The 14092-nt window shown below is 62.0% G+C and carries 11 protein-coding genes and 1 pseudogene; 4 read left to right on the plus strand and 8 right to left on the minus strand.

What is annotated here, in order from left to right; genetic code table 11:
• Positions 1–231: 231 nt before the first annotated feature.
• Positions 232–2724: a diguanylate cyclase domain-containing protein gene (locus OKC28_RS12215; RefSeq protein WP_270689393.1), complete on the plus strand. Its 2493-nt coding sequence runs from the start codon at positions 232–234 to the stop codon at positions 2722–2724.
• Between the two features lie 25 nt (positions 2725–2749).
• Here OKC28_RS12215 and OKC28_RS12220 read toward each other — a convergent pair.
• The 5 genes and pseudogenes from OKC28_RS12220 to OKC28_RS12240 all read right to left on the minus strand — a co-directional run bounded on the left by OKC28_RS12220 (position 2750) and on the right by OKC28_RS12240 (position 8165).
• A pseudogene (locus tag OKC28_RS12220) lies at positions 2750–5901 on the minus strand (efflux RND transporter permease subunit).
• On the minus strand, positions 5894–6919 hold the full coding sequence (locus OKC28_RS12225) for an efflux RND transporter periplasmic adaptor subunit (protein ID WP_270689395.1): 1026 nt from the start codon (positions 6917–6919) through the stop codon (positions 5894–5896). Before OKC28_RS12225 ends, OKC28_RS12220 begins: the two are co-directional and overlap by 8 nt.
• Positions 6920–6975: 56 nt before the next feature.
• On the minus strand, positions 6976–7422 hold the full coding sequence (locus tag OKC28_RS12230) for a YeeE/YedE family protein (RefSeq protein ID WP_111588104.1): 447 nt from the start codon (positions 7420–7422) through the stop codon (positions 6976–6978).
• A gap of 12 nt (positions 7423–7434) precedes the next feature.
• Positions 7435–7848, minus strand: coding sequence for a YeeE/YedE family protein (locus OKC28_RS12235; RefSeq protein ID WP_270689398.1), 414 nt, complete (start codon positions 7846–7848; stop codon positions 7435–7437).
• Positions 7848–8165 carry an ArsR/SmtB family transcription factor gene (locus OKC28_RS12240; RefSeq protein ID WP_111588243.1) on the minus strand — a complete coding sequence of 106 codons (318 nt, stop codon included), beginning with the start codon at positions 8163–8165 and terminating at the stop codon, positions 7848–7850. Before OKC28_RS12240 ends, OKC28_RS12235 begins: the two co-directional genes overlap by 1 nt.
• A 115-nt stretch (positions 8166–8280) precedes the next feature.
• Here OKC28_RS12240 and OKC28_RS12245 point away from each other — a divergent pair, with 115 nt between their 5' ends.
• From OKC28_RS12245 to OKC28_RS12255, 3 genes are all read left to right on the plus strand, one after another.
• Positions 8281–8466: a YgaP family membrane protein gene (locus OKC28_RS12245; RefSeq protein WP_270689400.1), complete on the plus strand. Its 186-nt coding sequence runs from the start codon at positions 8281–8283 to the stop codon at positions 8464–8466.
• 340 nt (positions 8467–8806) lie between these two features.
• Positions 8807–9181 (plus strand): hypothetical protein, encoded by a 375-nt coding sequence (locus OKC28_RS12250; RefSeq protein ID WP_021138050.1) that lies wholly within the window; start codon positions 8807–8809, stop codon positions 9179–9181.
• A 230-nt stretch (positions 9182–9411) separates the two neighbouring features.
• Complete coding sequence (locus OKC28_RS12255; protein WP_034523310.1) at positions 9412–10140, plus strand: MgtC/SapB family protein; 729 nt, start codon at positions 9412–9414, stop codon at positions 10138–10140.
• Positions 10141–10231: 91 nt separating this feature from the next.
• Here the strand turns inward: OKC28_RS12255 and OKC28_RS12260 are convergent, their stop codons facing one another.
• Genes OKC28_RS12260 through OKC28_RS12270 form a run of 3 tightly spaced genes read right to left on the minus strand, consistent with a single transcriptional unit; the run spans position 10232 to position 14049 of the window.
• On the minus strand, positions 10232–11242 hold the full coding sequence (locus tag OKC28_RS12260) for a substrate-binding domain-containing protein (RefSeq protein ID WP_021138052.1): 1011 nt from the start codon (positions 11240–11242) through the stop codon (positions 10232–10234).
• A gap of 27 nt (positions 11243–11269) precedes the next feature.
• Positions 11270–12685 carry a glycoside hydrolase family 32 protein gene (locus OKC28_RS12265; RefSeq protein ID WP_442865755.1) on the minus strand — a complete coding sequence of 472 codons (1416 nt, stop codon included), beginning with the start codon at positions 12683–12685 and terminating at the stop codon, positions 11270–11272.
• Positions 12685–14049 carry a sucrose-specific PTS transporter subunit IIBC gene (locus OKC28_RS12270; RefSeq protein ID WP_021138054.1) on the minus strand — a complete coding sequence of 455 codons (1365 nt, stop codon included), beginning with the start codon at positions 14047–14049 and terminating at the stop codon, positions 12685–12687. The genes OKC28_RS12265 and OKC28_RS12270 overlap by 1 nt, the downstream gene beginning before the upstream one ends.
• Between the last annotated feature and the right edge of the window lie 43 nt (positions 14050–14092).

Consider the following 14092-nt stretch of genomic DNA (forward strand, 5'->3'; position numbering starts at 1 on the left):
CTTCAACCAGGCCAGGTTGCGGCCATAGGCCATCAAAGATTGACAAGAATGACGCCAAAAGCACCGATACGGTCACAACCGTGCAAAAATCCCCCCCTGACCGAGGGATTGACACTTGCAGCATGAGAGAAATTGCCCGACGCTAGCCATAGATACATCACCAGGCGGCCTTACTTGAGCTCACCCCCTGCATTTTTAAATTGCGCAGGCCGGCATATTGGCCCTTTGCTCATGCCGTTGCTGCTGATCATACTGGCCTGTCTGCCGGCCAGGGTCGCGGCACAGGATCCGATTGTTTTACAGTTGAAGTGGCATCATCAGTTCCAGTTTGCCGGCTACTATGCGGCCATCGCCCAGGGCTATTACCGGGATGCAGGGCTCGATGTCAGGCTCAGAGAGGCCGGCCCGGGCACGGATGTGGTCGACGAAGTTGTCTCGGGACGCGCCCATTATGGCGTCGGCAGCAGTGACTTGCTGCTGGATCGCCAGCGCGGCCAACCTGTCGTGGTCCTGGCTACTCCGTTTCAACACTCCCCTCTGGTGCTGCTGGCCCGTGCCAATATCGACAACGTGCATGATCTCGTTGGCCGCCGTCTGATGCTGGAATATCACTCCGAAGAGCTGATCGCCTACCTGCAACACGAAGGGGTTGCGCTTGGGTTACTCCACCGCCAGCCCCATACCCTGAGTGCAGATGCGCTAATTCGGGGCGAAGTGGACGCCATGAGCGCCTACAACACGGATGAAACCTACACATTGCAGCGCAGCGGTGTGCCCTATCAGACCTTTACTCCCCGCAGCGCCGGTATCGACTTCTACGGTGACAACCTGTTTACCTCCGAGCGTGAATTACGCGACCACGGGGCGAGAGTCAGAGCCTTTCGCGAAGCCAGCCTCAAGGGGTGGCGTTACGCCATGCTACATCCGGAAGAGGTGGTGGCCTGGATCCTCACCCAATATCCGGCGACCAATAATCCGGCCCTGGACCGCAACAAGCTGCTGTTTGAAGCCAAGCAGATGCAGCCGCTGATCCGCGCCGATCTGGTGGAGATGGGCTACATGTATCCCGGCCGCTGGCAACACATAGCGCAAACCTATATGGACCTCGGCCTGCTCACCGCCATGCCGGATCTGGATAGTTTCCTCTACAGCCAGCAGGAAGAGAGAGCGCATCAACAGCAGTTGATGATCTATCAGGGCATCGCCATCGGCCTGCTGGTCACCGCCTTCCTATTGATATTGCTTATGATCTTCCTTCGTCTCAACCGCCGTCTGCGGGAAGAGAGCAAGGCACGCCATCAGCTAAGCCAGGAGATAGCCGACAACGAGCGCCACTTCCGCTTCATCACGGAGAACAGTGCCGACGTCATCTGGACCATGGATATCCAGAGTGGTCGCTTCACCTACCTGAGCCCGTCGGTACAGCACCTGCGTGGTTTCACCGTCGAGGAGGTGCTGGCCCAGACGGGCGAGGAGCTGATGACGGCTGAATCTGCCGACCGCATCGCCCGCCAGATGAAGGAGTCGCTGGCAACCTGGGCGGCGGGGGATCACATCAATACCAAGCGAGTCACCCTGGTGGATCAGCCTCACAAGGATGGGCGCCTCATCCACACAGAAGTGGTGACCACACTGCATGCCGACAAGGATGGCAACCCCGTCTCTGTGCTCGGCGTAACCCGGGACATCAGCGATCGCAAAGCCAGCGAGGAGATGATGCGCCAGCTCGCTTTTTATGATCCCCTCACTCACCTGCCCAACCGTCGCTTGCTACAAGACAGGCTGCAACACTCACTGCAACAGGCGGACGGAAAGCCGCTGGCCCTGCTGTTCATCGATCTCGACCACTTCAAGCCGGTCAACGATCAGCATGGGCACGAGGCAGGCGACTGGCTGCTGGCCACCGTCGCCAAGCGCATGCTGCACTGTGTGCGGGAGGGGGACACGGTCGCCCGGATCGGCGGGGATGAATTCATGGTGCTGCTGCCCGAGATAACGGGAGAGGCGGGGGCCATCGCCATCGCCGAGGCCATCCACCAGAGTCTCAACCAGACCTTTGCCATGACGGATGCGCTCCATTTCCATATCTCAAGCTGTATCGGTGTGGCCCTCTATCCGCAGCACGGCACCACCCAGAAGCAGTTGATGAATCACGGCGATCAGGCCATGTATCAGGCCAAGGAGGCGGGGCGCAACCGCATCCAGCTGTTCACGCCCCAGATGGCGGGCGGGATCACGCGAGAGGTAGCCAATCAGATGCAGCTGGGCTGGAAACAGAGCCACGACTGCGGCCACCCGCAGATCGATGATGACCATCGCCAGCTGTTTGCCCTGGCCAATCAGTTGCTCAACGGTGTGCTGACCATGGAAGAGGATACAGACCAGTTTCATCAAAACTTCGAGGCCCTGCTGGCCCTGGCCGCCAGCCACTTCAACAACGAAGAGGCCATTCTGGCCAAGCTGGAGTACGCCGAGCTGGACACTCACCGTCAGGAGCATCAAAAGCTGCTCCGTCGGGCCAACAGCCTCTATCAGGCGGCCCGCACTGGCGAGCTGACCAATCTTGCACTACTGGATTTTGTTCTGCAGGACCTGGTGCTGGGCCACATGGTCAAGCAGGACAGACGCTATTTCCCGCTGCTGAAGGCCAGCATGCAGGAAGAGACCCTCCTCTCGCCAGATGGCCCTCTCACCTCTCCCCCGCCCGGTCTGGTGAAACACTGAAAGCACTGGCCACGCCCTGCTCCCGTCAAACACGCGGTGCCATCAGGCTATAGTAGAGCAGCGGTATTACGACCAGGGTGAGCAGGGTGGAGACCAGGATCCCGAAAATCAGGCTGATGGCCAGCCCGTTGAAGATGGGATCATCGAGGATAAACAGGGCCCCGATCATCGCCGCCAGCGCCGTCAGCATGATGGGTTTGGCCCGCACCTGGGCCGCTTCGATCACCGCCAGCTCAAACGCTATTCCGGCTCTTCGCTGCTGCTCGATAAAGTCCACCAGCAGTATGCTGTTGCGCACTATGATCCCGGCCAGCGCTATCATCCCGATCATCGAGGTGGCGGTAAACTGGGCTCCCAGCAGGGCGTGGCCCGGCATCACCCCTATGAGGGTGAGCGGAATGGGCGCCATTATGATGAGCGGCACCAGATAGGAGCGGAACTGGGCCACCACCAGCAGGTAGATGAGGATCATCCCCACTCCGTAGGCAATCCCCATGTCGCGGAAGGTCTCGTAGGTGATCTTCCACTCCCCGTCCCACAACAGCGCCACCTCCCCCAGCTTGTCGGCTGCTGCACGTAATACTGGGGCAGATCGATGTCGGCACCGGCGGCAAACATGCCGTAGAGCGGGCTGTCGGTATGACCGCCCATGTCGGCGACCACCATCACCATGGGCTGCATGTTCTTGTGCATGATATAGCTGGGGGCCACCTCATCACGGCGACTCACCAGCTCGGATACCCGGATGAGCTGGCCGCTCTGGCTGCGCACCTTGAGGGCCAGCACGCCCGCCAGATCCCGCTTGTCACCGGGGGCGAGCTCGATGCGGATCGGCACCGGATATTTGGCGCTGTGCCCCTGCAGCCAGCTGGCATCCTGATAGCCCACGCCGCCATTGAGGGTGGTCACCAGTACCCCGAGATCAACCCCGAGCAGGGCCGCATTGCTGCGATCCACCACCAGCCGCCACTTGGGCTGCGGGTCGGTCAGATAGATATCCACATCCACCAGATCCGCCGTGGCAACAAAACGGGCCTGTACGGCGCGAGCCGCTGCTTCACGGGCGGCCGGTGTCGGGCCATATACTTCCGCGACTATGGGGGACCAGACCGGCGGGCCGGGGGGCACCTCCACCACCTTGAGGTTGCCCCCCGCCGCGCTGGCGATGGCCTGCAGCGGTGCCCGTACCGACTGGGCAATCTGATGGCTGCTGCGATCCCGTTCGTGCTTGTCCACCAGATTGACCTGAATATCCCCCACGTTGGCGCCGCTGCGGATGAAATAGTGGCGCACCAACCCGTTGAAGTTGATGGGGGCCGCGGTACCGGCGTAGATCTGGTAATCCTTCACCTCCTCCACCTTGGCAAGCTCCCGCCCCACCGCCAGCAGGGTGCGCTCGGTCTGCTCCAGGGTCGCCCCCTCCGGCATATCGAGCACCAGCTGGAATTCCGACTTGTTGTCAAAGGGCAGCATCTTGAGCACCACCCACTGCACCACCGGCATGGCGGTGGCGGCCCCGACCAGCAGCAACACCGCCAGCCAGAGCTTGCGTCTGGCGCGCTTGGCGCCAGCGCCGATCAGAAAAGGGGTCATCAGCCGCTGAAAGAGCCCGGTCTTGACCTCACCGTGGGCGACATGTCCCTCGCTCTTGAGCAGGTGGTTGGCCAGCCAGGGGGAGAAGATAAAGGCAACCAGCAGGGAGATAAGCATCCCCATGCTGGCATTGATGGGGATGGGGCTCATGTAGGGGCCCATCAGGCCGCTGACAAAGGCCATCGGCAGTAGGGCCGCAATCACGGTCAGAGTCGCCAGTATGGTCGGCCCCCCCACCTCGTCCACCGCCCCCGGAATGAGATCCTTGAGCGCCCCCTTGCCCAAACCGCGATGGCGATGGATGTTCTCCACCACGACTATGGCGTCATCCACCAGAATGCCGATGGAGAAGATCAGCGCAAACAGCGACACCCGGTTGAGGGTAAAACCCCAGGCCCAGCTGGCAAACAGGGTCAGTGCCAGGGTGATAACGATGGCAACGCCCACCACCAGCGCCTCGCGCCAGCCCATGCTCACCAGCACCAGCAGCACCACCGCCGTGGTGGCAAAAATCAGCTTGCCAATGAGGGTGTTGGATTTGGTCTCGGCGGTGACGCCGTAGTCACGGGTCACCGTCACCTCGACCCCGGCAGGGATCAGCCGGTTCTGCAAACTCTCGACCCGCGCCGCCACCCGCTTGGCCACATCCACCGCGTTCTGGCCCGGCTGCTTGCCGATGGCCAGCGTCACCGCCGGATAACTGGCCTGCCCCTGCCCCATCCAGCTGCGCCTAGTCGGGGTCTCCTGACCCAGAGAGACCTTGGCCACATCCCCCAGATAGACAGGCCGGCCGTCATGCAGCCCGACGACCAGTTCCCGGGCCTCCTGCTCGCTTTGCAGGAACTGCCCCACCTGCACCTTGATCTCACTGTTGTCCTGCTCGATGGCCTGTGTCGTGCCCACCTGATTGGCGGCGGCCAGTCGCTGGCTCAGCTCGCCCCAGCTGATGCCGTGGGCGCTGAGGGCCGCTGGATCCGGCATCACCCGCAGCACGGCGCTCTGACTGCCCAGCGTGTAGATATCGCGGGTACCGGGAATGCGCTTGAGTTCGCTCTCCAGCTCATGGGCGACCCGGGTCAGTTCAGGGGCGCCCAGTTGCTTGCTCCAGAGCGTGAGACTGACGATGGGGACATCATCGATCCCCCTCGGTTTCACCAGTGGCTGACCGACCCCGATCCCCTGTGGCAGCCAGTCGCGGTTGGAGTCGAGCTGGTTGTTGAGATCGACGATGGCCTGCTCGCGGCTCACCCCCACCTTGAACACCACCACCAGCAGGGCGCCATCGGGTTGGGAAAAAGAGTAGAGAGTATCAATCCCCTTTATCTGGGAGACCACCTGCTCGGCAGGGGTAGTGACTAGGGATTCCACCTGCGCCGGGCTGGCTCCCGGGAAGGGGATATAGACATCGGCGAAGGTGACATCGATCTGCGGCTCCTCCTCCTTGGGAGTCACCAGCACCGCAAACAGACCGAGCAACAGCCCCACCAGCGCCAGCAGCGGGGTGATGGCCGAGCCCTGAAACAGCGCCGCCAGCCGACCGGCAGGCCCCAGCCTCTCCCCGTTGCCGTTCAGGTTGTTACTCATGGGCCAGCTCCTGCTGCTGCGCCCAGGCATCGGGGGCCAGCTTGTCACCGGCTTGCAGCCCGGCCAGGATCTCGCACTGTCCCTCGACGCAATGGCCAACCCGCACCGGCGTCAGGGCCCAGCCAGCGGGCTGCTGCAAATAGACGCCGTTGAACTCCCCTTGCCGCAGCAGGGCGCGTACTGGCACCTGCAACACCTGACGCTCACCCTGCTTGAGCTGCACCTTGAGCCACATGCCGGGCAATACCCCGGCGGTTTGCGGCGGCAGGTCGAGGCGCAGCCTGAAAGCATGGCTCTGGCTGTCGGCATAGTTGAAGCGAGTCAGTTTGACCGGGGTAACAGGCTTGCCATCGGGCAACAGCACTTGCGCATCCGCAGGCTCACGAGCCAGCGTCAGGGCGGATTGGGGCAACTCCACCTCCACCCGCAAGGTGTCGAGGGAGAAGCCCGACAGCAGCGGGGTACCGGGGGCGACTGTCTCCCCCAGCTCCACCAGCCTTTTGGTCACCACACCGGCGTAAGGGGCCAGAATGCGGGTATAACCGTAGGCCTCGCGGGCCTGGGTGAGGGCCGCATCGGCGGCATTGACCTCGGCGCGGGCGGCGCGATCGATAGCCTCTGCATTATCGAGCTGGGCGCGGGTGATCACCCCCTTGGCAATCAGCGCCTGAAAGCGGGCGAGCTGGCGCTCGGCTTCCACCTGCTGGGCCTGCGCCCGGGCCAGCCGCGCCTGCGCCCCCGTAACGGCGGCAAACTGCTCCTTGCCGCTGATCTCCAGCAGCGGCTGCCCCGCCTGCACCTGATCGTTCACATCCACCAGCATACGGGAGACCCGGCCGCTGGTCTGGGCCGCCACCGTTCCCTGATTGATGGCACTGACGGTGCCATCCAGCGTCAGCCAGTCGGTCACCGGCTGCGGTGACAGGGTAAACGAGGTCAGGGTTTCTGCTTCCCCGGCCAGCGCCAGGGTGGATGTCATGACCAGCAAGGTGGCCCCCGGCAACCGGAAATGCTTCATGATAACCTCCCTCCTTGGTGCTGCGGTTCAGTACGCCAGCGGTTCACGCCACAGGATCAGGCGATGGGAGATGGCCGCACCTTCACCCATACCCGATTCAATCCCTTATCAACCAGCAAGATCCCGGCCACCATGCTTGCCACAAACAACAATATCATGGGCTGACCGCTGGAAATGAGACTCAAGGCTGGCCCCGGGCAGATGCCAACCAGCCCCCAGCCGATACCAAACAGGGCCGATCCTGCGAGGAGGCGGCGATCCACTTGTCGGAGCTGGCCGAACTGGTATGGCTCATCGAGCAGGCTGCGGCTGCTCGGTTTGACCAACAGTTGGTAGCCCGGCATAAACACCAGCAAGGCGCCCCCCATCACGAAGGCCAGGCTGGGATCCCAGGCCCCCGCCAGGTCGAGAAAACCGATGACACGGGCCGGATCCACCATGCCGGAGATGGCCAGACCGAGCCCGAACAAGAGACCTGCGAGCAGACTGATAAAAAGTTTCATCTCATTACCTCGTTACAACAGATGCAGGGTGACAAACACCGTCATGAAACCGGCCGCCATAAAGATGAGGGTGGCAAAGAGGGAGCGCACCGAGAGCCGCCCCATGCCGCAGATACCGTGACCACTGGTGCAACCATTGCCAAGACGGGTACCCATACCCACCAGCAGACCCGCCAGCGCGACCAGTGGCCAGGTCGGCAGAGCGCTGAAGCTCGGCATCCGGGCCCAGCCCAGGCTGAACGCCAACCAGGCGCCCGCCCCCAGTCCCAACAAAAACAGCCAGCGCCAGGCATGCCTGTGCTGCAAAGCTCCCGCCAGAATGCCGCTGATCCCGGCCACACGACCGTTGAACAGCATCAACATCAGGGCGGAGAGCCCCACCAGCAAGCCCCCGAACAGGGCAAGCAACCATTGGGTTTCAAACATCAAGACACCTCATCCTCTTGGGAGTGACAAAAATGGGTTTGCAACACGGCCAGCACATCCGCCGCCGCCTCGTTTGCCAGCGAGTAGTAGATCTGCTGGGCAACCTTGCGCGATCGGATCAGGCCGCTACGCCTGAGCACCGCCAGTTGCTGGGAAAAGGCTGACTGCCCCAACTTGCTGTGGGCCAGCAACTCGCCGACCCCCTTCTCCCCATCAATCAGCTGACAGAGCACCATCAATCGCTCTGGATGGGCCAGCGCCTTGAGCAGGGCAGCCGCCTCGCTTGCGTGGCGGGTCATCTCATCGAAAGGGGCCATAGGCATAAATTAGTAGTTGCTTATATTTGGTTTTATTCTATAAATAAAACCTAAATTAGCAATATCTAATTTTATGCGTTGGCAACCAGCCGGATAAACAACCAAGGAGCAAGATATGACTGTTGATAACGGAGTGAGAATCGTGGCGGGAAGCATGCTGTTGCTGTCACTGGCGTTGACCCAATGGGTCCATCCGGGCTTTTTCTGGCTGAGTGTCTTTGTCGGGGTCAACCTGATCCAGAGCGCTTTCACCGGTTTCTGCCCTGCCGCCATGGTACTGCGCAGGCTGGGTTATCGCTGATGTAGCCAACTGGCTCACATTATTGACAAACTTGTATCTAAATGTTGCTGAAGGAGGATAGGGCTTTACCTCATCGCTCTGGATGAGTACCATCTGGCCGTTCATCAACAGCGGAGACCATCAGTGGGCAATTCATCAAGTGACAGTTGTAGGCCGACCCTCATCGTCGGCACCCAGGTCGCGAGATAGCCGCAGGTCTTCCTCTGCCGCGTTCTCGCAACCCTGCGAGAAGCGGAAATCCACTCCCCTCTTCTCTGTTTTTACACTTGACGTCAGGTGACCCAAGCCCAGGCCTGGACACCTTGCCTGCATAGTTTCTGCTTCCCACAAGGAGGCTGCTATGCGTTTTATTTCAACCAAATCTGGATCTACCCAGGCTCACCCCCTGCTGAGCAAGCTGGGCCGTGGTCTGCTGCCACTCTGGCTGCGTGGCAAGCCGAGTCAGCACCACTACCGGTTGCAGATCCGCTGCCAGGATCGCGCCGACATGGAGCAGGTACTCGACATGGTGAGCCACACACTGCAACCGGCCGGGCTGCATCCCATGCAGTCCCTGAGACCTGGGCGCAGTGGTGGTCGGGAGCTGGTGCTCAACCTGCACTGCACCCCGCCCCAGCGCCGGTATCTGGTGCAGTTCGTGCACCAGGTCGGGGTAGCCCACCCGGTACGCTGGGAGCTGCGCCCCCGGCGTGATGCCGAGCCAGTGCTCAACTGACAGCTATCAGGTAAATCCGGGGCCAGCCATGCTGGCCCCTCTCTATTAATCCGGCACCTTGCCCGTCGCCTCCCATTGAGCGCCTGAATATCCGGGTCTGTGCGACCCGGGCGTCCGTTTTCATTTTCCATGATGGTCTTTACCGCATGCAGCCTTGCGATTCATCAGGAGTGCCCATTGGCACACCATCATGCATCCCGAAGGCCATCAGTTATCAGAAGGAGTACGCCATGAGAATGTGGCAGCAAATTGACATGATTTCCCTGCTCGACACCCTGGCCAGCCTGTTGCTGGCCTTCGTGCTGGGCAGCCTGGTGGGACTGGAGCGTCAGTACCGCCAACGCACCGCTGGCCTTCGCACCAACGTGCTGGTCGCCGTGGGGGCCGCCCTGTTCGTCAGCCTGGCCCAGCGCATCTACGACCTGCACGGTGGCAACTACAACGTGGTCCATGTGGTGGCTTACATCGTCTCCGGCATCGGCTTTCTCGGCGCCGGTGTCATCATGCGCGAGTCGGGCAATATCCGCGGCATCAACACCGCCGCCACCCTCTGGGGCGTCGCCGCCGTGGGGGCAGCCAGTGGGGCCGGGCTCGCCATGGAAGCAGTGCTCGGCGCTCTCTTCGTGCTGGCCGCCAACACACTGCTGCGCCCCCTGGTCAACCAGATCAACCGCCGCCCGGTGGACAATACCGATACCGAGGTGACCTACAGAGTCACGGCCCTCGCCCAGCGCGAGTATCAGAAGGAGGTGCTGCACTGGCTGGAAGAGATGATGGAACAGGCCAACTACCCCCTGAGCGAGCTGGACATAGCACCGTTCGGCGAGCGGGATCTGGAGATATCGGCCGTGCTGCTGGCCACCTCCATCGATGGCGACGAGCTGGATGCTCTTATGGTCAAGCTGGCCATTCATCCCCATATCAAGCAGGTGTTCTGGCGCGCCAGCACCACGGATTGAACGCACGGGGAATATCTTTGCGTCCTCTCCCGATAAACAAACAGCCCCGCCAACATTGGCGGGGCTGTTTGATGGGAACGAACCTGCGCGACTAGCGGCGACTGCGCCAGCGCACTCTGGGGGCTATGACCTGGGCGGTCTGGCCGGGAACATTCCCTGCAATCAGCTGCTGCATCAGCTCGAAGGCGGCACGGGCCAGCGCCGGACAATCTTGCGCCACAGAGTCGATGCGCATAGGAATGCAGTCGAGCAGGTCGTGATCATCGAAGGTACACAGGCGCATCCCCGTCTCCATCAGCCCCGCCTCGTTGAGGTAGCGCAGCACCCCTTCCAGCAGGGTAAAGGAAGCGGTAAAGAGCCCCCTGGGAGGCGCCCCCAGCTCGGCGACCAGCTCGGCCATCAGCTGATAGCCGGAGCTGGGCTGATAATCCCGATGGCGCACCCGGGCAGGCTGGGCCTCAAGACCGGCTCTATGCAGACCCAGTTCATAACCCGCCAGCCGGTGGCGACTGGGGGAGAGATCCAGCAGGCCGCCGAAGTAGTAGATCTCCGCCCCGCACTCGCCAGCCATGTCCCGTACCAGCTCGGCGGTGGCCTTGCAGGCATCGGAGATCACCATGGGCAGGCGCGACTCGCCGATGTGGCGATCCAGCTGCACCACGGGCAGGCGGTCGTGAATACGGGCATAGGTGTCATCGCTGTGGCCGCTGGAGGCGACGATAATGCCATCCACCTGACGACTGATGAGGTTGTCCACCACCTTCTGCTCCAGAGTGGGATCATCTTCGGAGCAGGCGATCAGCAGCTGGATCCCGGCCTCGCGACAGTGTGCCTCGAGGGCCCGGGCGATACTGGCAAAACCGAAGTTGGTGAGATCGGGGATCACTAGCCCCCAGGTGTAACTGCGGGTCTCGCGCAGGGCACGGGCATGAAAGCTCGGCTGGTAGTGGCACTCGTCCGCCACCGCCTGGATCCGCTGGCGGGTCTGGTCGGCAATCCGGTACTCCGCACTCTTGCCGTTGAGCACCAGACTGGCGGTCGCCTTGGACACCCCCGCCAATTCGGCTATCTGGGCAATCGTGATCCGTTTCTTCTTCTCCACCTGGCCTCCCGGCTGACTAGAACCGGGCTATTGTACTAGGCACGCCGACAGCGGCCAGTGATTGAGGCAAATTTTGCCGCCCTCGCCTGTATCACCTGCCGATAGTTGCGGCTTTTCACCGGGGAAGTAACGGGCTGACAGCGTCTGACGACCATCATCCACGAAACACTCGAGGCTGGATCGATCGCACAAGAGTGTCAGCGAGCCACCCAGCCAGGGCGCTGACCTCTCTTCCCACTCCCCGCTCTGCCAGTTCTGGCGACGCAATCCAATGCGCCCTTTCTGCCACACCAGCTCGGCCACGGCGCCGAGCCAGAGACTGCCCGCGCCGGTCAGCGTCAGATCCAGCCAGGCCGAGTCGATGGTCATCCCCGGAAACTCGCTGACGACACCCTCGAAACGGGTCAGCTCCCCCTTGAGGGCGGCAAGTTCAGCCACCGGCCGCTGGCAGAGCCACTCATGCTGCCAGAACAGCTCCCGTGGACAGCTCATCTGGTGGAGCCAGCCATAGGAAATGGTCGGCTGGCTCATCTCGTTCTCCTCCGGCAACCCCAGCCAGCCAAACAGCAGGCGACGGCCCTGGCTATCTTGCGTGGTCTGCGGCGCATAGAATTCGAAGCCCCTGTCCAGCTCGTGAAAAGCCCCGTGCTCGAAGTGCTCGCCATCGAACTGCCCCGCCAGCCAGCCACACTGGTAGAGGTTGCGATAATCCTCCCCTTGCGGGGCAATCCCCTGCGGGCAACTTATCAACACATGGCGATCGGCCAGCGGGAAGAGATCAGGGCACTCCCACATATAGCCAAACTCACCGAGGCCGCAGCGCCCGCTGCCGGCGATGGGGCCGAGCAGCTGCCACTTGTCCAGCGTCTGGCCGCGATAGAGCAGCACCTCCCCCTTGTCGTCTTGGGTGCGGGCTCCCAGCACCATCAGCCACTGCTGGCCGTCGTGCCACACCTTGGGGTCGCGCACATGGCCGCTGTAGCCTTCAGGTAAATCGAGCACAGGCCCCAGCTTGTCAAAACCACCCTCACCGTCGGCGCGGGCCAGACACTGATAGGCGGTGCGGCCGCCGTCCGGGTATTTGACATTGCCGGTGTAGATCAGGGTCAGGCGTCCCTGCTCGTCGCTCACCGCCGAGCCAGAATAACAGCCGTGGCTCTCATAGGTCTCGGTGGGCAGCAAGGCGATGGGCTCGTGCTGCCAGTGCAGCAGATCGGTGGAGCTGACGTGCCCCCACCCCTTGTTGCTGTGCGTGCAGCCCAGCGGGTTCCACTGGTAAAAAAGGTGATACCGGCCGCCGTGCTCGATAAAGCCGTTGGGGTCATTGAGCAGCCCCACCGGGGCTGCCAGATGCCAACGGGGCCTATGGGGATCGGCCGCCGCCTTGAGCTGTCCGGTCAACAAGGACCGGACTATCTGTTGGAAAAAATCGACTTCCTTCATCACTCCACCTTGTATTTGAGCAGCCAGGAGGCAGCGAAGGCGGCGCCAAAGGCGATGACCAGGCCGATGACATAGTGGATCAGATTCATGGGCTGGACGATGGCCATGCCCGGAATACCGGTCAGGCCCACCGCCGTCATCCCCACCTTGGCCGCCACCACGTAGGCGCCACCCAGGGCACCGCCGAGCAGGCCGGCCAGGAAGGGCTTGATGTAACGCAGGTTGACACCGAAGATCGCCGCTTCCGTGATGCCGAGCAGGCAGGACATGGCCGCCGGCACTGTAATGGCCTTGATTTTCGGATCCCGGGTCTTGAAGTAGACCGCCAGACAGGCACCGCCCTGCGCCACGTTGGCCATGGCCCAGATGGGCAGCAGGAAGTTGACGCCTATGGCCGGATTGGTGAGCAGCCCCGCCTCTATGGCGTGGAAGCTGTGATGGATGCCGGTGATGACAATGAGCGAATAAGTCCCGCCAAACACCAGCCCCGCCAGCCAGCCTGCCTGCTCATAAAGGGCGCTCAGGCCGAAGGAGATGCCATCTCCCAGCACCCGTCCGGCCGGGCCGATAAACAGCAGGGCCACGAAGCCGGTGATGATGACGGTGAGAAATGGCGTGAGGATCAGATCCAGCGCGTCCGGAATGCGCTTGCGCAGCTGCTTCTCCAGATGGGACATGAACCAGACCGCCAGCAGCACAGGGAAGACGGTGCCCTGATAGCCGATCATGGCGACATCGAGACCGAAGAAATCCATGGTCTTGAAGCCACCGGCCACACCCCAGGCGTTGGTCAGGGCCGGGTGGGTGAGGATCCCCCCCATGGTGGCCCCCAGATAGGGGTTGCCGCCAAACTCACGCGCCGCCGTGAACCCGATCAGAATGGGCAATATGATAAAGGCCGCCGAGCTGAACATGTCGAGCATGACGAAGAGGGCGCTGTCGGCATTGACCCAGCCATAGGTGCGCACCATGCCGAGCAGCCCCATCAGCAGACCGGACGCGACTATGGCCGGAATGATGGGCACGAAGATGTTGGAGAGCGTCCGCGCCAGGCGCTGGGCCACGTTGAGCTTGGCCGTCGCCATGTCGGTCAGCTCCGCCTTGCTGGCCGTCCCTGTCCCGGTAATAGCCACGAACTCTGCATAGACCTTGTTGACCAGACCGGTGCCGAAGATCACCTGGATCTGGCCTGCGTTGCTGAAGCACCCCTTGACCCCCTCCAGCTTGTCGATGGCGACCTTGTTCACCTTGCTGTCATCGGCCAGCACCAGCCGCAATCGGGTGGCGCAGTGGGCAGCGCTGACAATATTCTCCTTGCCCCCGAGCAGGGGCACCAAATCCTTGGCTATCGCACTGATATTCATATTATTCCTCTTATGACCCGCCACGCTGGCGGGCCCTTGTCAC

It is taken from the genome of Aeromonas sp. D3, assembly GCF_027705025.1.
In the GTDB taxonomy this organism is placed as follows: Bacteria; Pseudomonadota; Gammaproteobacteria; order Enterobacterales; family Aeromonadaceae; genus Aeromonas; species Aeromonas salmonicida.

Bases quoted from the DNA above. Each gene is read 5' to 3' on its own strand.
- OKC28_RS12215 (WP_270689393.1), top strand. From the start codon at position 232: ATGCCGTTGCTGCTGATCATACTGGCCTGTCTGCCGGCCAGGGTCGCG.
- OKC28_RS12225 (WP_270689395.1), bottom strand. From the start codon at position 6,919: ATGAAGCATTTCCGGTTGCCGGGGGCCACCTTGCTGGTCATGACATCC.
- OKC28_RS12230 (WP_111588104.1), bottom strand. From the start codon at position 7,422: ATGAAACTTTTTATCAGTCTGCTCGCAGGTCTCTTGTTCGGGCTCGGT.
- OKC28_RS12235 (WP_270689398.1), bottom strand. From the start codon at position 7,848: ATGTTTGAAACCCAATGGTTGCTTGCCCTGTTCGGGGGCTTGCTGGTG.
- OKC28_RS12240 (WP_111588243.1), bottom strand. From the start codon at position 8,165: ATGGCCCCTTTCGATGAGATGACCCGCCACGCAAGCGAGGCGGCTGCC.
- OKC28_RS12245 (WP_270689400.1), top strand. From the start codon at position 8,281: ATGACTGTTGATAACGGAGTGAGAATCGTGGCGGGAAGCATGCTGTTG.
- OKC28_RS12250 (WP_021138050.1), top strand. From the start codon at position 8,807: ATGCGTTTTATTTCAACCAAATCTGGATCTACCCAGGCTCACCCCCTG.
- OKC28_RS12255 (WP_034523310.1), top strand. From the start codon at position 9,412: ATGAGAATGTGGCAGCAAATTGACATGATTTCCCTGCTCGACACCCTG.
- OKC28_RS12265 (WP_442865755.1), bottom strand. From the start codon at position 12,685: ATGAAGGAAGTCGATTTTTTCCAACAGATAGTCCGGTCCTTGTTGACC.
- OKC28_RS12270 (WP_021138054.1), bottom strand. From the start codon at position 14,049: ATGAATATCAGTGCGATAGCCAAGGATTTGGTGCCCCTGCTCGGGGGC.